Raw genomic sequence first — 26,405 nt, forward strand, 5'->3', positions numbered from 1 at the left:
AGAAGCCCATGCTCTTCATTAATACCCGACCTCAAGATCGTGCAGAGATCTTAACTCAGGCTTTGCAACAACAGCACATTGAGGTCATTGATTTACCTTTGTTGCAGCTTTCTGCACAGCCGTGGTCGGAGCAATTGGCTAATTTATACGCCCAGTTGCCCAACACGCATATTATTGTGGTGGTCAGTCCGACTGCTGTCGATATTGGGATGCAATATTTAGCCCAAAGCCAAATATCATTGCAGGACTTGCAGCATATACGTTGGGTGGCTGTGGGCGAAAAAACTGCAGAAGTTTTAAGTGGATATGGTCTTTACAGCGAAGTCCCGCAGGTTGAAACTTCCGAAGGGATGCTGAGTTTGCCGTGTTTGCAAAATTTGAAAGTCGGCACACACATTGCCTTTTGGCGTGGCGAGGGCGGACGGCAATTTATGATGCAAACACTGCTTGATCAGGGGATGCAGATCCATAATTTTGTATTGTATCGGCGGGAGTGTCCTGCCAGTTCTATTGAAAAAATGCAGGCAGTACGCGCACGTTTAATACAATCTTCAGAATTTATCATGATGATCAGCAGTGAAGCCAGTTGGTTAAACTGGCTAAGCTTAATTCAGCGGGATTTCGATCTACTGAACAAAGGTCATTATTGGGTATTGGGTGATCGTTTAGAGAAAATTTTGCTCGATTATCAAACGCAGCATCATACAAAATATAACGTATTCAAGTTGACCCATTTAAAAACAGAATTAATATTGCAGCAAATGATGCGCATGCAAGGAAAACTATGAAAAAACTGGTTGTGATAGTGGTGTTGATCGCTTTGGTCTGGATCGTCAAATTAAGTTTTGATGTGATGCAAATTTCAGCGCAACAACAGCAACTCAGTCAAAGTTTGCATCTTGCAGAAAAAACCAATGCCAATTTAAATGATCAGTTGGTGGCTTTGCAGCGCCGTAATTACACCCAAGATGCACCAGAACAGCCCGCAGTATCTAGCGCTGTGCAGCAAGAAGATGCGATTCAACCAGTAGATATGGTGGCGCAGCAATTGGATTTGGTGGAATTTTCCTTACAGCAACAACAATTTCACTATGCGACTGAAAAACTGGCAAATTTAGACCGTGAGTTAAACGAATATGCGTTAGCCCCTGCTTTGAAACAAAGTTTGCACCAAGTTATTCAGCAAGATCAGAAACAAATTCAACAATTTATAACAACACGTGATGCGCAATATCAACAAGTAAGTCAGTTGTTACAACAGTTAGATCAACAATTAAAACAGCAAGCTCAACAACCTGAGCTGAACCCTGCCGATGTCGATGATCGTTTTTTTTGGCAAAAATGGCTGAGTATTGAATCTGCCAAGCAACCTGCGACACAGTTGATGCAGCGCCAGATTATTTTAAAAGAAGCACAATTGCGTCTATTGCTGGCTCGACAAGTCTTTATGCAAGGTCAATATGTGCAATACCAACAAGAAGTGAATGACATTATTCAGTTATTACAACAATTGCCTGATCAGAAAGCACAACAATTGGTTCAGCAATTAGAAAAAATTAAAAACTTAAATATCGTTCCAACGCCGAGTTTAAAAACACGTGCTTTATTGGGGGCGGTATAAATGAAACAGATTTTACTCGCCTATGTGGTGGTCAGTATTGTACTGGTCGCTTTGCTGAGCGTACTGAGTTATGGGTATGGTTCAGGCTATGTTTATGTGTATTGGCGCGAATGGCAATTGCAAACCAATATTTGGTTGTTGTTGTTCTTTTTCTTGTCGATTAGTGTTTCGCTACAAATTTTATGGTTGTTGTTAAAGCGCTATTTTAGCCGTGAACAGCGTAAGGTTGAAACAGTATTTAACTTTAAAAATCTGCATCCATATGAGCAATTGGCGGTCATTTGGTTGCTAGATGCTGCAGAAGATCAACACCAGTTTATTCGACAGGTGTTTGCCCAGTCAGGTTTGCTCAAAGGAGTGATGGAAGCATGTATGCACTCCATCCAACAGCAATATCCGCAAGCGTTGGCTGCCTTAAATCAAAGCAGTGCCATGGCGTTTGAGTTGGCAGAAATACAGCGTATTGAAATTTATTTAGCGCAGCAACAACCTGAACAAGCTTTGACGCATTTAGAGTTTTTGAATCAGCACGAATTATCGCCGTGGTTATTTAAAGTCAAAACGGCTTATCAAAAACGTTTAATTGCCTTGTGGGGCGAATTTGCCACGCAATATCCTTGGCATTATTTACGTTCGACCAAATACGGGCATTTAGATGCAGACACCAAGCAAAAGTGGCTGACTGAGTTATTAACCCAATTTGAGCAGGCTGATGCAGAAAATTTACAGGCTTTGCAGCAGCGTTATAGTGATTTAAGTGAGCAGATTTTCAGTCAGTCTTATGCCATTCAGGTGTTGTGGTTGAAGTTATTGTCGCGTCTGCCTGATTTGGCCGCACAACATGAACGTCTTGCGGTACAGATGTTGAGTGAACAGTTTAATCAGGAAGTGTTTTATTTATGGTTCCAACAGCAGTTGTTAAAACAACAACCTGATTATGCCAAAATTGAAAAGCAAATAAATCTGTGGGAACAGAAATACCCTGCATTACCTGTATTTAGTTTTGCCAAATGGCATATTTTTACAGCAACAGCGCGTTATTCAGAAGCCGAGCAATTACTGGATTTATATCCTGAACACGTATTAATGAGTTATTTAAGAGTTAAATCTAATTTAAAAGATCAGCCTGAATTATTAAAACAGTTAAATTTAATCTTTGAAAATAATTCTAATTTTGTCGAAATTAAAATTTAAGGGTGAGTTGTGTTAACACTAGCAGATTATCCAATTGTTTTTGAGCAGCGTGTTGCATGGGGAGATATGGATGCTTTTGGGCATGTCAATAATGTGATCTATTACCGTTATATTGAAAGTGCGCGTTTATATTATTTAGACCATTTAAAAATTTTACAGCAAGATGTTTTGACTGTGATTGCCTCAAATCAGTGCAAATATATACGTCCTGTGGTTTATCCTGATATTTTAAAAATTGGCGTTCGGGTAGAAGAATTGCGTAATAGTGCCATGCGTATGCATTATTTAATCCACAGTGAAGCACAGCAAATGGTGGTGGCAGAGGCAGATGCGGTGATTGTATGTGTAGATCGCGTCAATATGCAAAAAACCTTAATCCCTGAAAATGTACGCGCGGGTATTCATAAAATAGAAAAAACCGTACAGCATATTCTTGATTAAATCTTAATAATCAGTTCATAATATGTCCGACTGTTATTTATATGTAGAGTAGTAGATTTTTTATTGACGCTTCGGTTTGATAAAAATAGAATGAATCTGCTTAATTTAATAACTGAATATAAAAAGCATAGTTTTTGGAGTAAGTATGATGCCTGATATTAGCAATTTGTCTGTAGAACAGTTAAAGCGTTTACAAGCTGAAGCGGAAGCATTAATTGCCACGAAAAAAGATCAAGCAATTGAAGATGCCTATAATCAAATTTTAGCGATTGCAGACAATTTGGGTTTAAGCATTGAGCAGATTTTGGAAGTTGGCGAAAGCAAGCGTAAGAAAAGCCCGCGTAAAACAGTAGCGCCACGTTATCGTAGCAAAACAAATCCTACAGATACTTGGACTGGTCGTGGTAAAAAACCACGCTGGTTAGTCGCTGAATTAGAAAAAGGCGCAAAACTTGAAGATTTTCTAATCTAAGCTTCATCAATTTGTCATTGATTTGACTTAGAGTTCAAAAACCAAGCAATACGGCTTGGTTTTTTTATCTGTATCAATTGGCGACGCCGAAAAAGTGTGCATAATGTGTGAGTGTTATAAAAAGTCATTCATAGAAAAATTAGTAAGGTTGGTCGTGGTGGCATGATAAAGAAACCCAAATACATCACGTGGTGGATTTTCGCCCTCATTGCATTTTTGATTTTTGTGTTATTACAAATTCCTGCAGCGTGGTTGATTTCAAAATTTTATAAAAACAACCAGACTTTACATAATGTCAGTGGCAACATTTGGCAGGGGCAAGCCGACTGGCAAAAAGGACAATTACGTGGCACTTTAAACTGGAATACGCGCCCTTTAAATTTGGTACTATTGCGTGTTGCTGCCGACGTAGAAGTGCACAGCGGCAATACACAATTGGAAGGCATAGTTGCTTATCGTTTTGGCACGATTTTACTGCAATCACTCGAAGGTCAAATTGCGCCTGAGACTTTAAAAAGTGTTGTGGACTGGCAATGGCCGAGCAATGCGATTCAACTTAAAGACGTTCATTTAAATTTCAAAAAACAACAAGGTTTTGCAAAGTCAGAAGGACAAATACAGTGGGCAGGGGGTGAGTTGCTGTATCGTTTTGCACAGCGCCAAGATCGTATGAATATTCCTGCTTTAAAAGGCAGTTTGTCTGACGAAAATGGTAAATTGATCTTCGATATTCGAGATCAACGTGAACAGAAAATGGTGAATATTGCACTGGATCAGAATTTGATGCTGGATGTGCAACTCACCCAACGTTTGTTGATGAATATTGCTTCTTATGAAGGTAAGGCAGGGCTAGATACTTATGTCATCAGTACCCGTCAGCCTTTACTGAAAGGAGGCTTTTGATGCGTGATTTTTCAGAGCGTTGGGCAAACTTAGATTGGAAGCAAGTAGACCGTGTTGCGCCTGTATTATTAACCCTGCTCATTTTGTATTTGTGCTGGAAACTGGCGAGTTTATTTTGGCTGGTGCTTGCACCGCCGCAGGCTATGCAGGTAGATCGGGTAGAATTGGGCTCACAGCAACCACAGATTCCAAATATTTCATCATTTGCACTATTTCATGAGGCTGGGCGTACCGCTACAGTAGACGATCAATTAAATATGACTTTGCAAGGTGTTGTTGTCGGACAACCGAGTCAGTTCTCATCGGCCGTAATTAAAGTGAATGATGTCGCTGAGCGTTACCGTGTGGGAGATGTGATTGACTCTAGTCAGTATCAATTGGCAGAAGTGTATTGGGATCGGGTGATATTACGTCATAGTAGTGGTGCCACGCGTGAGATATTGTTTAAAGGGATCGAAAATGGTTTAAATCAACCCATTGCCCCATTGATTTCCAGTGGCAATGCGCCCGCAATGGTTGCCCCAACAGCGCCTGCACAACCGAATAATGCAATTGGACAAGCAGTGCAGCGAATTCAGGAAGACCGTGAACAATATTTAAAAGAAATGGGAGTTGAGACCAATACAGGCAACGGTTATGAGGTAACCACACGGACTCCCGCAGCGTTAAGAAATAAACTAGGCTTACAACCAGGTGACCGTATTTTGTCTTTAAATGGGCAGAGTGTTGGGCAAGGGCAAAACGATGCACAGTTATTGGAACAGGCGCGTCGTGAAGGTCAGGTGAAATTAGAAATAAAACGTGGTGATCAGGTGATGACCATACAACAAAATTTTTAAATGAATCGGCATGTTGAACAATGCAGAGGCATATTTAGGGTTAGGAAACACAGTAGATTATGGCTTTATTGAATCATGAGCGTCCATTTTGGGCATTACTGGCTGCTGCACCGCTTGTTGCAATGGTGAGTACTGCAAGTCATGCGCAAACTTGGAAAATTAATTTACGTGATGCGGACTTGACTGCATTTATTAATGAAGTGGCCGATATTACGGGCAAGAACTTTGCAGTCGATCCGCGTGTGCGTGGCAATGTCACGGTGATTTCCAACAAAGCCCTGAATAAAAATGAAGTCTATGACCTGTTTTTAGGCGTATTGAATGTGAATGGTGTGGTGGCAATACCATCAGGCAATACCATTCGCCTTGTACCTGACAGCAATGTAAAAAGCTCAGGCATTCCCTATGATGGTCGTCAAAATGCGCGTGGTGACCAAATTGTAACGCGAGTGATTTGGCTAGAAAATACCAATGCCAATGACCTGATTCCTGCTTTACGTCCGCTCATGCCACAATTTGCACACTTATCAGCGGTAGGGGGCACCAATGCCTTAATCGTGTCAGATCGTGCCAGTAATATTTACCAGTTAGAAAGCATTATCCGTAATTTAGATGGTACGGGGCAAAATGACATTGAAGCGATTAGCCTGCAATCCAGTCAAGCTGAAGAAGTCATTGGCTTGCTTGAGTCGATGAGTTCGACAGGGGCAGCGAAAGATGTTAAAGGTTCGCGTGTGCGTATTGTGGCGGACAACCGTACCAATCGTATTATCATCAAAGGCGATACCGCAACACGTAAACGCATTCGTCAAATGATTGAAATGATGGATGTGCCTGCGGCAGATCGTTTGGGTGGTTTGAAGGTTTTTCGCTTGAAATATGCCAGTGCACAGAATTTAGCAGAAATATTGCAAGGTCTGGTTTCAGGACAGGCGGTGAGCAGCAGCTCTAATGCAAATAGCAACAGTAACAACAACAGTGCTAGTAATTTAAGCAGCACCAATAACAACACAGGTAATTCATCGACTATTTCCACCCCAAGTATTAATTTGGGTGGCAGCTCGAATAGCAACAATCAAAACAACATCACCAGTTTTAATGGTAATGGTGTCAGTATTATTGCCGATGGCTCGCAAAATGCTTTGGTGGTCAAAGCCGATCCGCAGTTGATGCGTGAAATTGAATCGGCCATTCAGCAACTAGATACCCGTCGTCAACAAGTGTTGATTGAAGCTGCTATTATAGAAGTGGAAGGTACCGATGCCGACCAATTGGGTGTGCAGTGGGCATTGGGCGATTTAAGCAGCGGTATCGGTCTAATTAATTTTGACAATATTGGTGCAAGTTTAAAAAATGTTGCTGCAGGCTATTTAACTGGTGGTGCAGCAGGCGCAGGCAGTGCGATTGGTGCAGGTACGTCATTGGTGTTGGGTGATTATCGTGAAGGTCGTGATGGTTCACGCAAGCTATATGGTGCGATGATTCAGGCCTTGAAGGAAAAAACCAAATCCAATTTATTGTCTACGCCATCTATTGTGACCATGGACAATGAAGAAGCCTATATTGTGGTTGGTGAAAACGTTCCTTTTGTAACAGGTTCATTATCTACCAATGGTGGTGTGGCAAATCCGTATACCACTATTGAACGTAAAGATGTCGGGGTTACTTTAAAAGTCGTGCCACATATTGGTGAAGGCGGAACACTACGCTTGGAAGTTGAACAAGAAGTGTCAGATGTCAAAGCCAATAAAGGTCAGGCGCAGGATTTAGTCACCAGCAAACGCGCAATTAAAACTTCTATTTTGGCCGAGCACGGACAAACCATTGTCTTAGGTGGCTTAATTTCTGATAACTCGGTTTATAGTCGTCAGGCTGTGCCAGGTTTGGGTGCTATTCCAGGGTTGGGGCGTTTATTCCGTTCCGATGGTCAATCTAATCAAAAACGTAATTTATTGATTTTTATTCACCCAACCATTGTGGGAGATAGTCAGGATATTCGCCGTATTTCGCAGCAGCGTTATAGCCAATTGTATAGCCTTCAGTTGGCAATGGATGCCGATGGTAGCTTTGCTAAACTGCCTGAGAATGTTAGCGATGTTTATCAGCAGCGTTTGCCTGTATCTCGAGTGGCGCCGCAAACAGGAACTTATCAAACCTTACCATCAGCAGTGTCTGCAAACCGCACAGCAACGGTGGTGAGCACCCCTGTTGCGATTGAGCCTGCGGTACAGCGCCAAAACGTAGTTTTGCCGCAGCAGGAAGTCAGCAAAACTAAAAATACAGTCACTACGACCACAATTCGCGCTACACCTTAATCGTATCCTGCGCAGATTGTGGTTGAGGGCATGTTATGATGTCGCCAAATCACACGAGAGAAGTTATTTATGACTTGGAAAATACAAGCAATTAGCGGTGAATTTACTGGCCAAGAAATTAGTATCGACCGTGATATGTTGGTGGGGCGTCATCAAAGTGCAGATTTGGTGCTGCAATCGGCAGAAATTTCACGTAAACATGCGGCTTTTTTACTTAAAGAACAAGCGCTGTATGTGCAAGATTTAAATTCTTCCAACGGCACTTTTGTAAATGATTTACGCATTGCCGATGAAACCTTACTTAAAGAAGGTGATATCGTCCAATTTGCCAGCTTAAAGTTTTCAGTATTTGCGCCTGCGGTTGAATTGGAACATGCGGCAGATGTCGCCGAAACTGCTGAAAAAGTCACAGCACAAACAGAAAAAACACCTGCACAGCAAATGAACGAGCAGGGAATGCCTGAATTGAATCAACGTGACAGTTCTGTGCAATTAAACCGTGATGGTATGCCGCAAGGCGTGGCAGTACCAAAACCAGCACCTATTCCAGAAGGCGTGGATATTCATGCAGTTCCAGCAGAGCCAACACCTGTGTCTGTCGAGCAGCCTGTTTCTCGTGTGGAACAAGAGAAAGAACAGCAAAAAAATGCTTCTGTTGGCTTGATTTCACTGATTGTCTTGGTGATTTTGGCAGTTTTGGCTTGGCTATTGTTTAAATAAGCAGCCTTTGCTTTACAATCAAGGCATGCGATCGCATGCCTTTGTTCATTTAGGGGGAAGAATGTCTATTGCTCAGCTTGATACACGTCAAGTCATTTTATTTGATTTAGATGGCACTTTGGTCGATTCTGCGACAGATTTATACCGCGCCATGAACATGAGTTTAAATGCACTGCAACTGCCTTTGGTAACACTGGAACAAGTGCGAACTTGGGTGGGGAAGGGAACTGCGGTATTTTGCAATAGTGTCTTATCGCACTTAATGGGCGAAGTTCATCCTGAACAGCAACAACAGCTACTGAACACCTTCTTAGAAATTTATAATGCCGATCCGTGTATCGACACACAACCATTCCCGGGCATTATTGAATTTTTGGACTGGGCAAAAGCACAACAAAAAACCTTAGTTTGTGTGACCAATAAACCTGAACTACCTGCTCGTGCCATTGTTGAAGCATTAGAGATGCAACACTATTTTGCTGATGTGATTGGTGGAGATCGCTTTGAGGAGCGTAAACCACACCCGCGTCAATTGCTGCATTGTGTTGAACATTATCAAGTGGAGAAGTCTCAAGTCTTGATGATTGGTGATTCTTCTAATGATGTTGAAGCCGCGCGTCGAGCGGGGATTGATTGTATTGTGGTCAGCTACGGCTATAATCATGGTGAGCCGATTGCCAATTGTCAGCCGCAACAAATTGTGGATAATTTAACTGAATTGTTAAATATTTAAGATTCAAAAATCAAATAATTTTACGCTAATTGCTATAAAGGATATCAATATGAGTCAGGCTGTAATGCCCATATTTCGATGGCGACGCTAGTCAATCTACAACCGTCCTTCACTTCGTCTTATCGAAAACATTGCTACATCGAAATATAGAGAGCTTCACATGACCACTCTGACTCAATTTGAACAACTTAAAGCAGCAGGCTACAACCTCATTCCTGTATATCGCCAGCGTTTGGCCGATACCGAAACTCCATTGTCGGTATTTGCACGTTTGAAGCAGCATCAACAAGCCTATTTGTTTGAGTCTGTAGAAGGTGGTGAAAACTGGGCACGTTATTCAATTATTGGTTTGGGTGAATCTACAGTTTTCTCCTGTAATGCGGGTGAACTCACCATCCAACATGCTGACGGTTCAATCGAAAAACAAACTTGTGCACAGCCGTTTCAGTATATCCGCGATTTTCAAGCGCAATTTAAAGTGCCTACGCAAGCTGACTTGCCTGAATTGCCAAGCTTTACAGGTGGTTTGGTGGGTTATTTTGGTTACGATGCAGTGCGTTATATCGAACCGCGTTTAAAAAACGTGCCTGCAGCAGATCCAGTCGGTTTGCCTGATATTTGGATGATGTTGTCTAAAACAGTCATCGTGTTTGATAACTTAAAAGATACCTTGTTCTTAATTGTGCATGCCGATGCAGCGCAGGCAGATGCTTATGACAAGGCACAACAACAACTCGATGCACTAGAAGAAATTTTAGCAACCCCGATTAGTCTAAAAGCAGAAAAACATACGCCACCACATTTTGAATCGCTTACAGGCAAAGAAAAATTCTTGGCGACCATTGATACCGTCAAAGAATACATTCGTGCAGGCGATGTTATGCAAGTGGTGCCTGGACATCGCATGGTGTCAGATTTTGATGGTGAGCCGTTACAGGTTTATCGTGCTTTGCGCCATCTCAACCCATCGCCGTACTTATTCTTGGTACAAGGCAAAACTTTGGGCGATGATCAGCCGTTTCATATTGTCGGCTCATCACCTGAAATTTTATCGCGTTTGGAAAATGGTATTGCCACTGTGCGTCCTTTAGCAGGTACACGCCCGCGCGGTAAAACCAAAGAAGAAGATTTGGCACTTGAGCAAGATTTGTTGTCGGATGAAAAAGAAATTGCCGAACACTTAATGCTGATTGACTTGGGGCGTAATGATGTCGGGCGTATCGCCAAAATTGGTAAAGTACAAGTGACTGATCAAATGGTGATCGAGCGTTATTCGCATGTCATGCATATTGTGTCCAATGTGCAAGGTGAAGTGCGTGACGATGTCGATGCTTTGGATGTTTTTCAGGCAACTTTCCCTGCAGGGACACTTTCGGGTGCACCAAAAATTCGTGCCATGGAAATTATTGATGAAGTTGAGCCTGTAAAACGTGGTGTTTTTGGTGGTGCTGTTGGTTATTTAGGCTGGCATGGCGAAATGGACATGTCGATTGCGATTCGTACCTGTGTTATTCGTCAAAATAAGGTCTATGTGCAGGCAGGCGCAGGTCTAGTTGCGGACTCAAATCCTGAATCTGAATGGAATGAAACCCAAATAAAAGCTCGCGCAGTGATCAAAGCGGTTGAATTATCATCAAATGGATTGATTTTATGAGTTTTTAGCGTTTTTTTTGAAAAAAACACTTGCACGGATTTCAAGTTTTGCTAAACTGCACACCGTTCCGATACGAAACGTACGAAACACTAAGAGACGCCGGCATAGCTCAGTTGGTAGAGCAACTGACTTGTAATCAGTAGGTCCACAGTTCGAATCCGTGTGCCGGCACCATCTTAGGGAGTTTGAGTTGTTAAGTAAAGAACGAACACTGAGTAAGTGTGAAAATGGTGGGATTCCCGAGCGGTCAAAGGGAGCAGACTGTAACTCTGCCGCGTAAGCTTCGAAGGTTCGAATCCTTCTCCCACCACCATTAACTTCGATAGAAGTGGTAATTACCAACATAGATGCGGGAGTAGCTCAGTTGGTAGAGCGGCAGCCTTCCAAGCTGCATGTCGCGAGTTCGATCCTCGTCTCCCGCTCCATCGAAGGATTTGTCGCTCTTATAGCTCAGTGGTAGAGCACTCCCTTGGTAAGGGAGAGGTCTCGAGTTCAAATCTCGATAAGAGCTCCAGATACAGTTTAGCGATTATTCGCACAAGATTTTCAAAAAGCAGGCTTATTAGTCTGCTTTTCAAGTATTAGGTGTCTAGTTTTTTAGGCGATATGTCGGGGCAGAGTTTTACTCAGCATTGTGTTCGACGTAAACGAGGAAGATGAACATGGCTAAGGCTAAGTTTGAACGTAATAAGCCACACGTTAACGTGGGCACAATCGGTCACGTTGACCATGGTAAAACAACTTTAACAGCTGCGATTGCTACAGTATGTGCACGTAAGTTTGGTGGTGAAGCGAAAGATTACGCTGCTATCGACTCTGCACCAGAAGAAAAAGCACGTGGTATTACAATTAATACTTCTCACGTAGAATACGACTCTCCAACTCGTCACTACGCGCACGTAGACTGCCCAGGTCACGCCGACTATGTTAAAAACATGATCACTGGTGCTGCTCAGATGGATGGTGCGATCCTTGTTTGTTCAGCGACTGATGGTCCAATGCCACAAACTCGTGAACACATCCTTCTTTCTCGTCAGGTAGGTGTACCTTACATCATCGTATTCTTAAACAAATGCGATATCGTAGATGACGAAGAGTTAATCGAATTAGTTGAAATGGAAGTTCGTGAACTTCTTTCTACTTACGACTTCCCGGGCGACGACACTCCAGTAATCCGTGGTTCAGCACTTGCTGCACTTAACGGTGAATCAGGTCAATATGGCGAAGATGCTGTAGTTGCTCTTGTTGAAGCGCTTGATACTTACATCCCAGAGCCAGTACGTGCAATCGATCAAGCATTCTTAATGCCAATCGAAGACGTATTCTCTATTTCTGGTCGTGGTACAGTAGTAACTGGCCGTGTAGAAACTGGTATCGTGAAAGTAGGCGAAGAAGTTGAAATCGTTGGTATCAAAGACACAGTTAAAACAACTGTAACTGGCGTAGAAATGTTCCGTAAACTTCTTGACGAAGGTCGTGCGGGCGAGAACTGTGGTGTTCTTTTACGTGGTACTAAGCGTGAAGACGTACAACGTGGTCAAGTACTTGCTAAACCAGGTACAATCAAGCCACACACTAAATTCGATGCGGAAGTATACGTACTTTCTAAAGAAGAGGGTGGTCGTCACACTCCATTCCTTAACGGTTACCGTCCACAATTCTATTTCCGTACAACTGACGTAACTGGTGCAATCCAGTTGAAAGAAGGCGTTGAAATGGTAATGCCAGGTGACAACGTTGAAATGTCAGTAGAATTAATCCACCCAATCGCAATGGACCCAGGTCTACGTTTTGCGATCCGTGAAGGTGGTCGTACTGTAGGTGCGGGTGTTGTTGCTAAAGTAACAGCATAATTATAGAATGTGTTAAACAGGTCGAGAGCTTTGGCTCTCGTTCTGTTTTGTAGGTCAGTAGTTCAATTGGTAGAGCGTCGGTCTCCAAAACCGAATGTTGGGGGTTCGAGTCCCTCCTGGCCTGCCACTTTTTTTAAAAAAGCTTGATGTCGGCTAATCTAGTCATATAATAAGTCGCGAATTCTACGACGAGTACAAAAATGTCGAATGATAAATCGCGTGACGCATTAAGCGACGCGCCAATCCCTCAAAGAAATAATTCTGCTGAAGTTGTTCAATCGAGTTCTCCATTAGACTACGTGTTGTGGGGTATCGCTTTGATTTTATTCATCGCTTCGATGATGGTGAATCAGCATCTTCCTGCGTATTGGGCACCAGCCAATGATATTTGGGTGCGTGTTGGGGTAATTTTGGCTTGTATCGTTGTGGCTTTAGGTTTATTATACGCCACCCATCAAGGCAAAGGCTTTGTTCGTTTGCTTAAAGATTCACGTATTGAGTTACGTCGAGTCACTTGGCCTACTAAACAGGAAACTGTAACAACGTCATGGCATGTATTGATTGTTGTTGTAGTCACTTCAATTGTATTGTGGTGTTTTGACTATTTGTTAGGCTGGGCAATCAAGTTAATTATCGGGTAAAAGAGCTATGAAACGTTGGTACATTATTCATGCCTACTCAGGTTATGAAAAACAAGTGATGCGTTCGCTTAATGATCGAATCCAGCGTAGCGCTGTTGCCGATAGCTTTGGTGAAGTCCTTGTTCCTACCGAAGAAGTGGTAGAAATGAAGGATGGTAAGAAACGTAAGTCAGAGCGTAAGTTCTTTCCAGGCTATGTATTGGTTGAAATGGAAATGAACGATGAAACTTGGCACATTGTTAAAGAGTGTCCAAAAGTTTTAGGTTTTATTGGTGGTACAGCAGAAAAGCCTGCCCCAATTACGCAAAAAGAAGCTGACGCGATTCTTGCACGTGTACGCAATACTGGTGAAGCACCTCGTCCGAAGACGATGTTTGAACCAGGCGAAGAATTACTTGTGATTGATGGTCCATTCACCGACTTTAAAGGCGTGGTGGAAGAAGTTCAATACGAGAAGTCACGTTTAACGTTGACAATTAATGTATTTAATCGACCTACTCAGGTTGAGCTGGAATTTCGTCAAGTCGAAAAATCCGTTTAAGTTTGAGTGGTTGGAAAACGCCCGATTTATGATGAATCGGGCATTGTTGTTGTAACGGTATCGTTACTTAAAATATTGGGGAGCCTAGCGGCGTTTGTACCCAGAGGTAATTTGAAATGGCTAAGAAGATTGACGGCTATATCAAGCTGCAAGTTCCAGCTGGTAAAGCGAATCCATCTCCACCAATTGGTCCTGCATTAGGTCAACGTGGTGTTAACATCATGGCATTCTGTAAAGAATTCAATGCTGCTACACAAAAAGTTGAACCGGGTTTGCCAATTCCTGTAGTGATCACTGTGTACAACGACAAGTCGTTCACATTCATCATGAAAACTCCTCCTGCTGCAATTCTTCTTAAGAAAGCTGCAGGCATTCAAAAGGGTTCAGCTGTACCTAACAAAAACAAAGTTGGTAAGTTGACTCGTGCTCAATTAGAAGAAATCGCGACTACTAAAGAACCAGATTTAACTGGTGCTGATTTAGAAGCACGTGTGCGTACCATTGCTGGTTCTGCACGTTCTATGGGCTTGGATGTGGAGCTATAAGACATGGCAAAGTTAACTAAACGTCAAAAAGCCATTGCTGCTGCTGTAGAAGCAAACAAAGTTTACACTTTGGAAGAAGCAGTTGAAGTTCTAAACAACCTTCCTGCTGCTAAATTCAAAGAATCTTTGGATGTTGCGGTAAACCTAGGTGTTGACCCACGTAAATCTGATCAGGTTGTTCGTGGTGCGACTACACTTCCTGCAGGTACTGGTAAAACTGTACGTGTAGCTGTTTTCGCTCAAGGTGCTGCTGCAGAAGCTGCTAAAGCTGAAGGCGCAGACGTAGTTGGTTTCGACGACTTAGCTGAAAGCATTCAAGCGGGTAACCTTGACTTTGACGTTGTGATTGCAGCTCCGGATGCAATGCGCGTAGTAGGTAAGTTGGGTACGATTCTTGGTCCACGTGGCTTAATGCCAAACCCTAAAGTGGGTACTGTAACTCCTGACGTTGCGACTGCAGTTAAAAATGCAAAAGCAGGTCAAGCGCGTTACCGTGTAGACAAAGCGGGTATTATCCACGCTGCGATTGGTCAAGTTGGCTTTACTGCTGAAGCAGTTCGTTCAAACGTTGAAACCTTAGTTGCTGACTTGAAAAAGTTAAAGCCTGCAACTTCTAAAGGCGTATACATCAAAAAGATCACTTTGAGCTCTACTATGGGTCCTGGTCTTGTTATTGATGTACAGAACGTTTCTAACTAAGTCTGACTTAGAAAGAATTTTAAAGTCCTGAAAAGTCTCCTTCTCCCTCTGGGAGAAGGTCGGGATGAGGGTTAACCCTCTCCCTAACCCTCTCCTAGCAGGAGAGGGGGACATTCAGGCGGACTTTGAATTGGTAAATGAGAATTTATCAGCGTCAAAGACCTCAGGCGAGAGTAGTTTTATGCTGCTTTCTTAATCTTCCAGCCTGGGTAGACGCGGTGGTGTGATTTATTCCTCCTCCGCGTGTAAGTTCAGCAATGAATTTACGAATTGGGAGTGTGCTTCACGTAAGCACATAAATCACCGTTAGGAGGTTTTACAATGGCTCTTCTTATCGAAGACAAAAAACAGATCGTAGCAGAAGTTAACGAAGTTGCTTCTAAAGCGTTCTCTGCTGTTGTTGCTGACTATCAAGGTATGAGCGTTGAGCAATTAACGGCTCTACGTGTTGAAGCGCGTAAATTAGGTGTTACTACACGTGTTGTACGTAATACTTTGGCTAAACGTGCTTTTCAAGATACGCAATTCACGATCTTGAACGACAACCTTGTTGGCCCAACAATTTTAGCTTTCTCAACTTCTGAAGACGACATGGGTGCAGCTGCACGCTTGTTCGAAGAATTCGCTAAAACGAATAAAGCATTTGAACTTAAAGCTGCTGCATTTGACGGCAAACTTTATCAAGGTGCTGAAGTTAGCGTAATTGCGAATCTTCCGAACCAAGAAAAAGCGCTTACTATGCTTGCAAACGTTCTTCAAGCTCCTATTTCGAAATTGGGTCGCCTTATTACTGCGCTCAAAGAGAAAAACGAGTCAGAAGCTGCATAAGCTTAAATTTATTTCCACACCATTCAATTTCCATTTGGAGTTATTCTCATGGCTTTAACTAACGAAGAAATCTTAAACGCAGTTGCTGAAAAAACTGTTCTTGAACTTGTTGAACTTATCTCTGCTTTTGAAGAGAAATTCAATGTATCAGCTGCTGCTGTTGCTGTTGCTGCTGCTCCAGGCGCTGGCGCTGCTGCTGCAGAAGAGCAATCTGAATTCAACGTTGAGTTGACTTCTTTCGGTGCGAACAAAGTTGCTGTAATTAAAGCAGTTCGTGAAGCTACTGGCCTTGGTCTTAAAGAAGCTAAAGACATCGTTGAAGGCGCTCCTTCAGTGATCAAAGAAGCTGTTTCTAAAGAAGAAGGTGAAGAGCTTAAGAAGAAACTTGAAGAAGCTGGTGCTACAGTTACACTTAAGTAATCTTAAGGGGAGTCGATTTTTTTATAATCGACTCCAAAAAATGGCTGATGGCTCTTGGGTCATCAGCCTTTTTGCGTTACAATTATCGGCTCGATTTTTGTTTGAATGATGGGAAAACCATCGAAAACAATATAAATCAATAAAATCAAACGCTTACCAATATTTTTCCACATTTAAAAATATTGTTAAGCGTTTTAATACCACTAAAAATTGCAGCATTTGTAAAGAGTGGTGGCCATATCGGCCTGCGTAATTCCTTCTAAACCCGTTCTGCAGGCGGGTTTAGTTTACTTTCCGAGGACTCCAGATGGCATACTCATATACCGAAAAGAAACGGATCCGTAAGAATTTTGGTAAATTGCCCCAAGTAATGGATGCACCGTACTTGCTTTCGATTCAAGTCGACTCGTACCGTACTTTCCTTCAAGATGGCAAAACTCCAAAAAGCCGCGAAGATATCGGTCTCCAAGCCGCATTTCGTTCAGTTTTTCCTATAGAAAGTTATTCTGGCAATGCTGCTTTAGAATTTGTTGAGTATAGTCTTGGTAAGCCAGAGTTTGATGTACGTGAGTGTATTCTTCGCGGCTCAACTTATGCGGCACCAATGCGCGTAAAAATTCGTTTGATCATTAAAGATCGTGAAACGAAATCAATCAAAGATGTGCGTGAGCAAGAAGTCTACATGGGCGAAATGCCATTGATGACGGATAACGGTACCTTTGTGATTAACGGTACTGAGCGTGTAATTGTTTCTCAATTACACCGTTCACCAGGCGTGTTCTTTGACCATGATAAAGGTAAGACCCACTCGAGCGGTAAAGTGTTGTATTCAGCACGCATTATTCCTTACCGTGGCTCATGGTTAGACTTTGAATTCGATGCCAAAGACCTCGTTTATGTGCGTATTGACCGTCGTCGTAAATTGCTTGCGACTGTAGTGTTGCGTGCATTGGGCTATAGCAATGAACAAATCCTAGACTTGTTCTTTGAGAAAGTACCTGTCTATTTAGACATGGGTAGCTACCAAATTGACCTTGTCCCAGAACGCTTACGTGGCGAAATGGCACAATTTGACATCACTGATACTGACGGCAAAGTGATTGTTGAGCAAGGTAAACGCATTAATGCGCGTCACGTACGTCAAATGGAAGCAGCTGGTCTTGAGAAGCTTTCAGTTCCTGATGAGTACTTGTACGAACGTATTACTGCAGAAGACATCCAGCTAAAAGATGGCGATGTGATTGCTGCAAACACCTTGTTAAGCCATGAAATCATGGTGAAACTTGCAGAAGGTGGTGTTAAACAATTTAACATCCTATTCACCAATGACATCGACCGTGGTTCGTTCATTGCGGACACCTTACGTGCAGATACAACTGTTGGTCGTGAAGATGCTTTGGTAGAAATCTACAAAGTGATGCGTCCAGGTGAGCCACCGACGAAAGAAGCCGCTGAAAATCTGTTCAATAACTTGTTCTTCTCTTCTGAGCGTTATGATTTATCGCCAGTAGGTCGTATGAAGTTCAACCGTCGTTTGGGTCGTCCTTACGAAGTGGGTACAGATCAGAAATCACGTGAAGTTGAAGGTATTTTGTCTAACGAAGACATTACCGATGTACTTAAAACATTGATCGAAATCCGTAACGGTAAAGGTGAAGTCGACGATATCGACCACTTGGGTAACCGTCGCGTACGTTCAGTGGGCGAGATGACTGAAAACCAATTCCGTGTTGGTTTGGTACGTGTTGAGCGTGCTGTAAAAGAGCGTTTGTCACAAGCTGAAACAGACAACCTGTCTCCGCAAGATTTAATCAATGCGAAGCCAGTGGCTGCTGCAATCAAAGAATTCTTTGGTTCAAGCCAATTGTCTCAGTTCATGGACCAAAACAACCCGTTGTCTGAAATTACCCACAAGCGTCGCGTATCTGCGCTTGGTCCAGGTGGTTTGACACGTGAACGTGCAGGCTTTGAGGTACGTGACGTACACCAAACTCACTATGGTCGTGTGTGTCCAATTGAAACGCCTGAAGGTCCAAACATTGGTTTGATCAACTCGCTTTCTGTTTATGCAAAATGTAATAATTTTGGCTTCTTGGAAACGCCATACCGTAAAGTGGTTGATGGTCGTGTAACCGATGAGGTTGAGTATTTATCTGCAATTGAAGAAGTGGGCACGATCATTGCGCAAGCGGACTCAAGCGTAGACCAAGATGGCAATTTAACAGAAGAATTCGTATCTGTACGTCACCAAGGTGACTTCGTGCGTATGCCGCCAGAGCGCGTGACGCACATGGACGTTTCTGCACAGCAGGTTGTATCTGTAGCAGCATCACTGATTCCATTCCTTGAGCACGATGACGCCAACCGTGCCTTGATGGGATCGAACATGCAACGTCAGGCTGTTCCGACGCTTATCGCTGATAAACCACTTGTGGGTACAGGGATGGAAGCGAACGTAGCACATGACTCAGGTGTATGTGTGATTGCAAACCGTGGTGGTCGTATTGAATATGTCGATGCTTCACGTGTAGTCATTCGTGTGAACGAAGAAGAAATGATCGCGGGTGAAGCAGGTGTAGATATCTACAACCTGATCAAATACACACGTTCAAACCAAAACACTTGTATTAACCAAAAAGTTTTGGTGAAGATGGGTGATAAGGTAGGTCGTGGTGATGTATTGGCTGACGGTCCATCTACAGATGGCGGTGAGCTTGCACTCGGTCAGAACATGCGTGTCGCGTTCATGACTTGGAATGGCTATAACTACGAAGACTCGATCTTGCTTTCTGAGCGTGTACTTCAAGAAGACCGTTTAACTTCGATTCACATTCAAGAATTGTCATGTGTTGCACGTGATACCAAATTGGGTGCGGAAGAAATCACAGCTGATATTCCAAACGTGGGCGAAGCTGCACTGTCTAAACTAGACGAGTCTGGTATCGTTTACATTGGTGCTGAAGTGACTGCAGGCGACATTCTTGTTGGTAAAGTAACGCCTAAGGGTGAAACTCAGTTAACGCCTGAAGAAAAATTGCTTCGTGCAATCTTCGGTGAAAAAGCCGCAGATGTGAAAGATTCATCATTGCGCGTTCCATCAGGTACTAAAGGTACTGTGATTGACGTTCAAGTCTTTACCCGTGATGGTCTAGAAAAAGACGAACGTGCACAAGCGATTGAAAAAGCACAACTTGATGCATACCGCAAAGACTTGAAAGAAGAATACAAAATCTTTGAAGAAGCAGCGCGTGAACGTATTATCCGCTTATTAAAAGGTCAAGAGTCTAACGGTGGCGGTACAACCAAACGTGGCGACAAGCTTTCTGAAGATATGTTGTCAGGCTTGGCTTTAGTGGATTTACTTGAAATTCAACCAAGTGATGAAGCGATTGCTGAACGCTTAACGCAAATTCAAACCTTCTTGAAAGAGAAGAGCTTTGAAATTGATGAGAAATTTGCTGAGAAGAAACGTAAACTTTCTACAGGCGATGAGCTCACTACAGGCGTGTTGAAAGTTGTTAAAGTTTATCTTGCTGTTAAGCGTCGCATCCAACCGGGTGACAAGATGGCGGGTCGTCACGGTAACAAAGGTGTTGTATCAAACATCTTGCCTGTAGAAGACATGCCGCACGATGCTAACGGTGTACCAGTAGATATCGTATTGAACCCACTAGGCGTACCATCGCGTATGAACGTGGGTCAGATTCTTGAAACACACTTGGGTATGGCAGCCAAAGGTTTGGGTGAGCAAATTGATAAAATGCTCAAACAACAACGTGAAATTGCTGAACTACGTGAGTTCCTAGACAAGATTTATAACAAAGTTGGTGGCGAGCAAGAAGATCTTGACAGCTTAACTGATGATGAAATCTTGGTATTGGCTGGCAACTTACGTGCAGGTGTTCCGTTGGCTACTCCAGTATTTGATGGTGCTGAAGAAGGTCAAATCAAAGAATTGCTTGAACTTGCTGAATTACCACGTTCTGGTCAGACCGTATTGTATGATGGACGTACAGGCGAGAAATTCGACCGTCCTGTGACTGTAGGTTATATGTACATGCTCAAACTCAACCACTTGGTGGATGACAAGATGCACGCACGTTCTACAGGTTCTTACTCACTTGTAACGCAACAGCCGTTAGGTGGTAAGGCACAATTCGGTGGTCAGCGTTTCGGTGAGATGGAAGTCTGGGCACTTGAAGCATACGGTGCTGCTTATACGCTGCAAGAAATGCTCACTGTGAAGTCGGATGACGTTGAAGGTCGTACCCGCATCTATAAGAACATTGTAGATGGCAACCATTATATGGATCCGGGCATGCCTGAATCATTTAACGTATTGACCAAAGAGATCCGTTCTTTAGGTATCAACATTGAACTGAAAAATGGTGACTAAGTAACCATTGCATCCCCCTTGCGAAGCCAAGCTTCTCACCGTTTTAAATGGGCAAGGGTGGATGATTCAGTTAAAAAACAATATTTGTGACCCAGTTGGGCTGTGAAAACCAAGCGCCCAGCACACGGAGAAAAAAATTGAAAGACTTGCTCGATATCATGCGCAAAAAGACGGATTCAGACGGTCATGCTCCAGTAGAGTTTGATCGCATCCGTATTGGTCTTGCGTCACCAGAAATGATTAAGTCATGGTCTCACGGTGAAGTTAAAAAGCCAGAAACCATTAACTATCGTACGTTCAAACCAGAACGTGATGGTTTATTCTGTGCCAAAATTTTTGGTCCAGTAAAAGATTACGAATGCTTGTGTGGTAAATACAAGCGTATGAAATACAAAGGCGTCATTTGTGAAAAATGTGGCGTAGAAGTAACGACTGCAAAAGTTCGTCGTGAGCGTATGGGTCACATCGAACTAGCTTCTCCAGTTGCACACATTTGGTTCTTGAAATCATTACCAAGCCGTATTGGTTTATTACTTGATATGACTTTACGTGATATCGAGCGCGTATTGTATTTCGAATCTTATGTGGTTACTGACCCAGGTATGACGCCATTTGAGAAATATCAACTTCTCAATGACGAAGAATACTTCAATGCTCTAGAAGAGCATGGTGATGAATTCACTGCGAAAATGGGTGCTGAAGCAGTTCAAGACTTGTTAAAAGACATCGATCTTGAAGCTGAAATTGCTCGTTTACGTGAAGAAATTCCACAAACAACTTCAGAAACTAAGCTGAAAAAAGCCTCTAAGCGTTTGAAGTTGATGGAAGCGTTCAAAGAGTCGAACAACAAGCCTGAATGGATGGTGATGAATGTACTGCCTGTACTTCCACCAGATCTTCGCCCGTTGGTTCCACTTGAAGGTGGTCGTTTTGCGACTTCTGACTTGAACGATCTTTATCGTCGTGTGATTAACCGTAACAACCGTTTGAAGCGTCTTCTTGACCTTGCAGCGCCAGACATCATCGTACGTAACGAAAAACGTATGTTACAAGAGTCTGTTGATGCCTTGTTAGATAACGGTCGTCGTGGTCGTGCAATCACAGGTTCAAACAAGCGTCCGCTTAAATCTTTGGCAGATATGATCAAAGGTAAGCAAGGTCGTTTCCGTCAAAACTTACTTGGTAAGCGTGTTGACTATTCAGGTCGTTCGGTGATTACCGTTGGTCCAAACCTACGTTTACACCAGTGTGGTCTTCCGAAGAAAATGGCACTTGAACTGTTCAAGCCATTCATCTTTGCAAAATTACAAGCTTCAGGTCAAGCAACCACCATTAAAGCTGCGAAGAAAATGGTTGAGCGTGAAACGCCAGAAGTTTGGGACGTTCTTGCATCTGTCATTCGTCAACACCCAGTGATGTTGAACCGTGCGCCTACACTTCACCGTTTAGGTCTTCAAGCATTTGAACCGATCCTGATTGAAGGTAAAGCCATCCGTTTACACCCACTCGTTTGTGCTGCGTTCAACGCTGACTTCGACGGTGACCAAATGGCGGTACACGTACCATTAACACTTGAAGCGCAATTAGAAGCGCGTGCGTTAATGATGTCGACCAACAACATCTTGTCTCCTGCGAACGGTGAGCCAATCATCGTACCATCTCAGGACGTTGTCTTGGGCTTGTATTACATCACGCGTGATGCAATCAATGCCAAAGGTGAAGACATGGTGTTTGCAGATACGCACGAAGTAAACCGTGCACTTGCAACGGGTCAAGTTGACTTACACGCTCGCGTAAAAGCACGTGTACACCAAACCGTAATCAATGAAAATGGTGAGCGTGAGCAACAAACTATTGTTGTAGATACGACACCAGGTCGCTGCTTGCTTTGGGAAGTTGTGCCTGAAGGTTTAAGCTTCGAGCAAATTAACCTAGAGATGAACAAAAAGAACATCTCAAAGTTAATCAACTCTTGCTACCGTAAATTAGGTCTAAAAGACACGGTTATTTTTGCAGACCAATTGATGTACTTGGGCTTCCGTCAAGCGACACGTTCAGGTGTTTCTGTGGGTATGGAAGACATGGTTATTCCACCACAAAAACAAGCAATTATTGAAAAAGCAGAAACTGAAGTTCGTGAAATTGAACAACAGTTCGAGCAAGGCTTCGTAACTGCGGGTGAGCGTTATAACAAAGTGGTCGATATTTGGGCACGTACCAACGACCAAGTTGCTAAAGCGATGATGGACAACTTGTCATTTACCACTGTTAAAAACAAACAGGGTGAAGACGAGAAGCAAAAATCATTCAACTCGATCTACATGATGTCGGATTCAGGTGCGCGTGGTAGTGCGGCACAGATTCGTCAGTTGGCGGGTATGCGTGGTTTGATGGCGAAACCAGATGGTTCGATCATTGAAACGCCAATTAAAGCGAACTTCCGTGAAGGTTTGACGGTACTTCAGTACTTCATTTCAACTCACGGTGCGCGTAAAGGTTTGGCCGATACCGCATTGAAAACAGCGAACTCAGGTTACTTGACACGTCGTTTGGTTGACGTTGCACAAGACTTGGTAATTACTGAGCCAGATTGCGGTACTTATGGCGGTTTAGTGATGACACCATTCATTCAAGGTGGTGATGTCATTGAAAACCTTGGTACGCGTGTATTAGGTCGTGTAACTGCAGAAGATGTGAAGAAAGCGGGTTCAGACGAAGTTATTCTGCCACGTAACACACTCATTGATGAAAAACTTGCTAACTTCTTAGAAGAGCAAGGTGTCGATGAAGTAAAAGTACGTTCAGTGGTATCTTGTGAATCGACCTTTGGTGTATGTGCGAAGTGTTATGGTCGTGACCTAGCACGTGGTCACTTGGTGAATCCAGGTGAATCGGTGGGTGTAATGGCTGCTCAATCGATTGGTGAGCCAGGTACACAGTTAACCATGCGTACATTCCACGTGGGTGGTGCGGCAAGCCGAACTTCTGCAGCCAATAGCGTACAAGTGCGTAACAAAGGTTCAGTACGTTTCCATAACGTGAAAACTGTACAACACGCTAAAGGTCACTTGGTATCTGTTTCACGTTCAGGTGAAATTGGTATTGCCGATGAGTTAGGTCGTGAGCGTGAGCGTTATAAACTGCCATACGGTGCGTCAATCTTGCTCAAAGATGGCGAAGCGGTAGAAGCTGGCGGTATTGTGGCGACTTGGGATCCACACACGCATCCACTTGTGACCGAAGTTGCGGGTAAAATCCGTTTCAGCCAAATTGCTGATGGCGTGACTGCAACCTCGAAAACTGATGATGCAACAGGTATGACCACAGTTGAAATCTTGCCAGTGACTTCACGTCCTGCGTCAGGTAAAGACTTACGTCCTGCTGTGGTATTAGACACTGTGGATGGTGGCGAACAGTTCTACTTCTTGCCACAGAACACGATTCTTTCTGTCCGTGATGGCGAAAATATCGGTGTGGGTGACGTTATTGGTCGTGTACCACAAGAATCTTCACGTACTCGTGATATTACCGGTGGTTTACCACGCGTTGCAGACTTATTTGAAGCACGTAAACCAAAAGAGCATGCGATTCTTGCAGAAGTGTCAGGTATCGTGAGCTTTGGTAAAGAAACCAAAGGTAAGAACCGTTTAGTGATTACACCAGATGATGGCTCTGAGATTTACGAAGAGTTGATTCCAAAATGGCGTAACATCAACGTGTTTGAAGGTGAGCATGTGAACCGTGGTGAAACCATTTCTGATGGTCCACAAAACCCACATGACATCTTACGCTTGAAAGGTGAAGTGGCATTAACCAACTACATCGTGAACGAAGTTCAAGACGTTTACCGCTTACAAGGTGTAAAAATTAACGATAAGCACATTGAAGTCATCGTGCGTCAAATGTTGCGTAAAGTTGAAATCACTGATGGTGGCGATACGAGCTTCATCAAAGGCGAACAAGTGGATTACATTCGCGTGGTACAAGAAAACCAAGCTGTACTTGCACAAAACAAGTTCCCAGCGAAGTTTGAACGTCAATTGATGGGTATCACCAAAGCATCGCTTTCAACAGACTCGTTCATTTCTGCTGCATCGTTCCAGGAAACTACACGTGTGTTAACTGAAGCGGCTGTAACAGGTAAAGAAGATGATTTACGTGGCTTGAAAGAGAACGTTGTTGTGGGTCGTTTGATCCCAGCAGGTACGGGTCTTGCTTACCACTTAGAGCGTCGTCGTCAAGAAGCTGAAGCTGCTGAATTGGCATTAGTGAATGATTTCTCTGATGTAGATCAAGCATTAAGCCAAGCATTTAGCGATGAATTTAACGATCTCTAATTCGTTTTAAAGCATCATTTAAAGACGCCTTTCGAGGCGTCTTTTTTTTGCCAACGTTTTAGTTGCATATTTTGCTTTAATAAAGCCGCAATATTGCATATAGTGAATTAAGAACAATTTAAAAATATCAAGAAAACTAAGGGGATAGCTTATGCAATTTAGAGGACTGACACTGTGTTTATCGACAATGCTACTGAGTGTGTCTGTTTCGGCTGCACCAATGCCAAACAGCATTGTGGTGAAAGACAAAGCCATTGTGCCTATTCTAAAAACTGAAGTGATTCGTACAGTGACAGGTGAAAAGCCTATACGCCATGTAGAAGCCACGATTTTTGAAGTGAGCAATCAGGGTAAAGATATTGTGGCAAAGGAAGTTGTTTTTGATGATGATCAAGCACAGTTTTCAGAGAAACAATTGGGTATTCCTGTGATTCAAAAAGGTGGGGTGATTGTACCAACCTCAAAAATTGAGTTGAATAAAACCCTAAAGCAGGATGGTAAAGTCATTTCTGAAGTGAAAACGATTGATGCAGAAGGCATGGAATATAAGCAGGGGCAGGCGCCAATTCATCGCACATTAAAACTGGATCGGGTCAAAACGCCTGAAAGCAAAGAAACAGTTTCTCATGCTGTGTTTACTGAAGATGGTAAAACCACACGTGATGTGGTGGTACTTGAAGAAGAGGGTACAGAATCCTTTATGATGCCTTAAGCATTTTACAGAAATACTCATATCTTACTGTGCTTGGTAACAGATTTTTCAAAGTTGATGCCGCAAGATGCACTACACTTAAAATCAACAACAGCGGGGAGACATCGCGATGAAAAAAGTATTTAGCGTATTGGCAGTTGCAACTGTATCGACCATGTTAATGGCGGGTTGTGAGAGCATGAGTTCAAATGACCAACGTATTGGTGCAGCAGCATTAGGCGGTGCCGTTGGTGGCGCAGCGGGTAACAGCGTAGGTGGTAGTGTTGGTGCAGCAGCAGGCGCAGGTGCAGGTGCAGCAGTTGGAAGTAAAACCCAAGATGGTTCTAACCGTAACGCAACCTATAGTGGAATTGGCGGTGCGATTGGTTCAATTTTAGGTAAAGAAGTGATAGGTGGTAATGCAGGCGCTGCAATCGGTGGTGCTGTTGGTGGTGGTGCTGGTGCAGCCATCGAGCAAAAGCGTTAATCTGAATACGAACAGCCATGCCATCCTACTGAAGTATTTATATTTCAGTACATCCAACGCAGAGTCTTATGATTC

At 43.2% G+C, this 26,405-nt stretch carries 22 protein-coding genes and 5 tRNA genes; all 27 read left to right on the top strand.

What is annotated here, in order from left to right:
• The first annotated feature begins 8 nt into the window (after window positions 1-8).
• The 27 genes from C3Y93_RS11020 (at window position 9) to C3Y93_RS11150 (ending at window position 26,330) form a co-directional block, all read left to right on the top strand.
• Window positions 9-788: a uroporphyrinogen-III synthase gene (locus tag C3Y93_RS11020; RefSeq protein WP_104852925.1), complete on the top strand. Its 780-nt coding sequence runs from the start codon at window positions 9-11 to the stop codon at window positions 786-788.
• The gene (locus C3Y93_RS11025; RefSeq protein ID WP_104852926.1) at window positions 785-1,621 is read left to right on the top strand and encodes a hypothetical protein; all 837 of its coding nucleotides are present in this window, start codon (window positions 785-787) and stop codon (window positions 1,619-1,621) included. Before C3Y93_RS11020 ends, C3Y93_RS11025 begins: the two co-directional genes overlap by 4 nt.
• Complete coding sequence (locus C3Y93_RS11030) at window positions 1,622-2,815, top strand: hypothetical protein (protein WP_104852927.1); 1,194 nt, start codon at window positions 1,622-1,624, stop codon at window positions 2,813-2,815. It abuts the gene before it with no gap.
• 9 nt (window positions 2,816-2,824) lie between these two features.
• Window positions 2,825-3,256: an acyl-CoA thioesterase gene (locus C3Y93_RS11035; RefSeq protein ID WP_096901909.1), complete on the top strand. Its 432-nt coding sequence runs from the start codon at window positions 2,825-2,827 to the stop codon at window positions 3,254-3,256.
• Window positions 3,257-3,401: 145 nt separating this feature from the next.
• Window positions 3,402-3,728, top strand: a complete 327-nt coding sequence (locus C3Y93_RS11040; protein ID WP_070155499.1) for an H-NS family nucleoid-associated regulatory protein — start codon at window positions 3,402-3,404, stop codon at window positions 3,726-3,728.
• Between the two features lie 162 nt (window positions 3,729-3,890).
• Window positions 3,891-4,631: a type II secretion system protein N gene (gspN, locus tag C3Y93_RS11045; RefSeq protein ID WP_104852928.1), complete on the top strand. Its 741-nt coding sequence runs from the start codon at window positions 3,891-3,893 to the stop codon at window positions 4,629-4,631.
• A complete protein-coding gene (locus tag C3Y93_RS11050; protein WP_104852929.1) occupies window positions 4,631-5,470 on the top strand; it encodes a type II secretion system protein N in 840 nt (279 codons plus the stop codon). The genes gspN and C3Y93_RS11050 overlap by 1 nt, the downstream gene beginning before the upstream one ends.
• 59 nt (window positions 5,471-5,529) lie before the next feature.
• Window positions 5,530-7,785, top strand: coding sequence for a type II secretion system secretin GspD (gene gspD, locus C3Y93_RS11055; RefSeq protein WP_104852930.1), 2,256 nt, complete (start codon window positions 5,530-5,532; stop codon window positions 7,783-7,785).
• 69 nt (window positions 7,786-7,854) lie between these two features.
• Entirely contained in the window at window positions 7,855-8,505 is a 651-nt protein-coding gene (locus tag C3Y93_RS11060) for an FHA domain-containing protein (protein WP_004975761.1), read from the top strand.
• Window positions 8,506-8,566: 61 nt separating this feature from the next.
• Window positions 8,567-9,238 (top strand): phosphoglycolate phosphatase, encoded by a 672-nt coding sequence (locus C3Y93_RS11065; RefSeq protein WP_004975764.1) that lies wholly within the window; start codon window positions 8,567-8,569, stop codon window positions 9,236-9,238.
• A gap of 160 nt (window positions 9,239-9,398) precedes the next feature.
• Window positions 9,399-10,892: an anthranilate synthase component I gene (trpE, locus tag C3Y93_RS11070; protein ID WP_104852931.1), complete on the top strand. Its 1,494-nt coding sequence runs from the start codon at window positions 9,399-9,401 to the stop codon at window positions 10,890-10,892.
• Between the two features lie 98 nt (window positions 10,893-10,990).
• Window positions 10,991-11,066 (top strand) — tRNA-Thr (locus C3Y93_RS11075).
• A gap of 55 nt (window positions 11,067-11,121) precedes the next feature.
• Window positions 11,122-11,205: transfer RNA gene (locus C3Y93_RS11080), tRNA-Tyr, on the top strand.
• Between the two features lie 36 nt (window positions 11,206-11,241).
• A tRNA-Gly gene (locus C3Y93_RS11085) sits at window positions 11,242-11,317 on the top strand.
• Between the two features lie 14 nt (window positions 11,318-11,331).
• Window positions 11,332-11,406, top strand: a tRNA-Thr gene (locus C3Y93_RS11090).
• 148 nt (window positions 11,407-11,554) lie between these two features.
• The gene (gene tuf / locus C3Y93_RS11095) at window positions 11,555-12,745 is read left to right on the top strand and encodes an elongation factor Tu (RefSeq protein ID WP_004975768.1); all 1,191 of its coding nucleotides are present in this window, start codon (window positions 11,555-11,557) and stop codon (window positions 12,743-12,745) included.
• Window positions 12,746-12,796: 51 nt separating this feature from the next.
• Window positions 12,797-12,872 (top strand) — tRNA-Trp (locus C3Y93_RS11100).
• 73 nt (window positions 12,873-12,945) lie between these two features.
• The gene (secE, locus tag C3Y93_RS11105) at window positions 12,946-13,386 is read left to right on the top strand and encodes a preprotein translocase subunit SecE (RefSeq protein WP_004975769.1); all 441 of its coding nucleotides are present in this window, start codon (window positions 12,946-12,948) and stop codon (window positions 13,384-13,386) included.
• Window positions 13,387-13,393: 7 nt separating this feature from the next.
• Window positions 13,394-13,927 carry a transcription termination/antitermination protein NusG gene (gene nusG / locus C3Y93_RS11110; RefSeq protein WP_004975770.1) on the top strand — a complete coding sequence of 178 codons (534 nt, stop codon included), beginning with the start codon at window positions 13,394-13,396 and terminating at the stop codon, window positions 13,925-13,927.
• 116 nt (window positions 13,928-14,043) lie between these two features.
• Window positions 14,044-14,472 carry a 50S ribosomal protein L11 gene (gene rplK, locus C3Y93_RS11115; protein ID WP_004975771.1) on the top strand — a complete coding sequence of 143 codons (429 nt, stop codon included), beginning with the start codon at window positions 14,044-14,046 and terminating at the stop codon, window positions 14,470-14,472.
• A 3-nt stretch (window positions 14,473-14,475) separates the two neighbouring features.
• Window positions 14,476-15,171, top strand: coding sequence for a 50S ribosomal protein L1 (rplA, locus tag C3Y93_RS11120; protein WP_004975774.1), 696 nt, complete (start codon window positions 14,476-14,478; stop codon window positions 15,169-15,171).
• A gap of 321 nt (window positions 15,172-15,492) precedes the next feature.
• Window positions 15,493-15,999, top strand: coding sequence for a 50S ribosomal protein L10 (rplJ, locus tag C3Y93_RS11125; protein ID WP_096902333.1), 507 nt, complete (start codon window positions 15,493-15,495; stop codon window positions 15,997-15,999).
• Window positions 16,000-16,047: 48 nt separating this feature from the next.
• A complete protein-coding gene (gene rplL / locus C3Y93_RS11130; RefSeq protein WP_004975779.1) occupies window positions 16,048-16,419 on the top strand; it encodes a 50S ribosomal protein L7/L12 in 372 nt (123 codons plus the stop codon).
• A gap of 307 nt (window positions 16,420-16,726) precedes the next feature.
• Window positions 16,727-20,815, top strand: coding sequence for a DNA-directed RNA polymerase subunit beta (rpoB, locus tag C3Y93_RS11135; protein WP_104852932.1), 4,089 nt, complete (start codon window positions 16,727-16,729; stop codon window positions 20,813-20,815).
• Between the two features lie 137 nt (window positions 20,816-20,952).
• Window positions 20,953-25,152 (top strand): DNA-directed RNA polymerase subunit beta', encoded by a 4,200-nt coding sequence (gene rpoC, locus C3Y93_RS11140; protein WP_104853284.1) that lies wholly within the window; start codon window positions 20,953-20,955, stop codon window positions 25,150-25,152.
• A gap of 151 nt (window positions 25,153-25,303) precedes the next feature.
• Window positions 25,304-25,864: a hypothetical protein gene (locus tag C3Y93_RS11145; protein WP_096902330.1), complete on the top strand. Its 561-nt coding sequence runs from the start codon at window positions 25,304-25,306 to the stop codon at window positions 25,862-25,864.
• A gap of 109 nt (window positions 25,865-25,973) precedes the next feature.
• Window positions 25,974-26,330 (top strand): DNA transfer protein p32, encoded by a 357-nt coding sequence (locus C3Y93_RS11150; protein WP_096902329.1) that lies wholly within the window; start codon window positions 25,974-25,976, stop codon window positions 26,328-26,330.
• Window positions 26,331-26,405: the final 75 nt, after the last annotated feature.

This window comes from Acinetobacter sp. SWBY1, assembly GCF_002946595.1.
Taxonomy (GTDB): Bacteria; Pseudomonadota; Gammaproteobacteria; order Pseudomonadales; family Moraxellaceae; genus Acinetobacter; species Acinetobacter towneri.

Coding starts and splice junctions, on each gene's coding strand:
- C3Y93_RS11020 (WP_104852925.1), top strand. CDS start 9: ATGCTCTTCATTAATACCCGACCTCAAGATCGTGCAGAGATCTTAACT.
- C3Y93_RS11025 (WP_104852926.1), top strand. CDS start 785: ATGAAAAAACTGGTTGTGATAGTGGTGTTGATCGCTTTGGTCTGGATC.
- C3Y93_RS11030 (WP_104852927.1), top strand. CDS start 1,622: ATGAAACAGATTTTACTCGCCTATGTGGTGGTCAGTATTGTACTGGTC.
- C3Y93_RS11040 (WP_070155499.1), top strand. CDS start 3,402: ATGATGCCTGATATTAGCAATTTGTCTGTAGAACAGTTAAAGCGTTTA.
- gspN (WP_104852928.1), top strand. CDS start 3,891: ATGATAAAGAAACCCAAATACATCACGTGGTGGATTTTCGCCCTCATT.
- C3Y93_RS11050 (WP_104852929.1), top strand. CDS start 4,631: ATGCGTGATTTTTCAGAGCGTTGGGCAAACTTAGATTGGAAGCAAGTA.
- gspD (WP_104852930.1), top strand. CDS start 5,530: ATGGCTTTATTGAATCATGAGCGTCCATTTTGGGCATTACTGGCTGCT.
- C3Y93_RS11060 (WP_004975761.1), top strand. CDS start 7,855: ATGACTTGGAAAATACAAGCAATTAGCGGTGAATTTACTGGCCAAGAA.
- C3Y93_RS11065 (WP_004975764.1), top strand. CDS start 8,567: ATGTCTATTGCTCAGCTTGATACACGTCAAGTCATTTTATTTGATTTA.
- trpE (WP_104852931.1), top strand. CDS start 9,399: ATGACCACTCTGACTCAATTTGAACAACTTAAAGCAGCAGGCTACAAC.
- tuf (WP_004975768.1), top strand. CDS start 11,555: ATGGCTAAGGCTAAGTTTGAACGTAATAAGCCACACGTTAACGTGGGC.
- secE (WP_004975769.1), top strand. CDS start 12,946: ATGTCGAATGATAAATCGCGTGACGCATTAAGCGACGCGCCAATCCCT.
- nusG (WP_004975770.1), top strand. CDS start 13,394: ATGAAACGTTGGTACATTATTCATGCCTACTCAGGTTATGAAAAACAA.
- rplK (WP_004975771.1), top strand. CDS start 14,044: ATGGCTAAGAAGATTGACGGCTATATCAAGCTGCAAGTTCCAGCTGGT.
- rplA (WP_004975774.1), top strand. CDS start 14,476: ATGGCAAAGTTAACTAAACGTCAAAAAGCCATTGCTGCTGCTGTAGAA.
- rplJ (WP_096902333.1), top strand. CDS start 15,493: ATGGCTCTTCTTATCGAAGACAAAAAACAGATCGTAGCAGAAGTTAAC.
- rplL (WP_004975779.1), top strand. CDS start 16,048: ATGGCTTTAACTAACGAAGAAATCTTAAACGCAGTTGCTGAAAAAACT.
- rpoB (WP_104852932.1), top strand. CDS start 16,727: ATGGCATACTCATATACCGAAAAGAAACGGATCCGTAAGAATTTTGGT.
- C3Y93_RS11145 (WP_096902330.1), top strand. CDS start 25,304: ATGCAATTTAGAGGACTGACACTGTGTTTATCGACAATGCTACTGAGT.
- C3Y93_RS11150 (WP_096902329.1), top strand. CDS start 25,974: ATGAAAAAAGTATTTAGCGTATTGGCAGTTGCAACTGTATCGACCATG.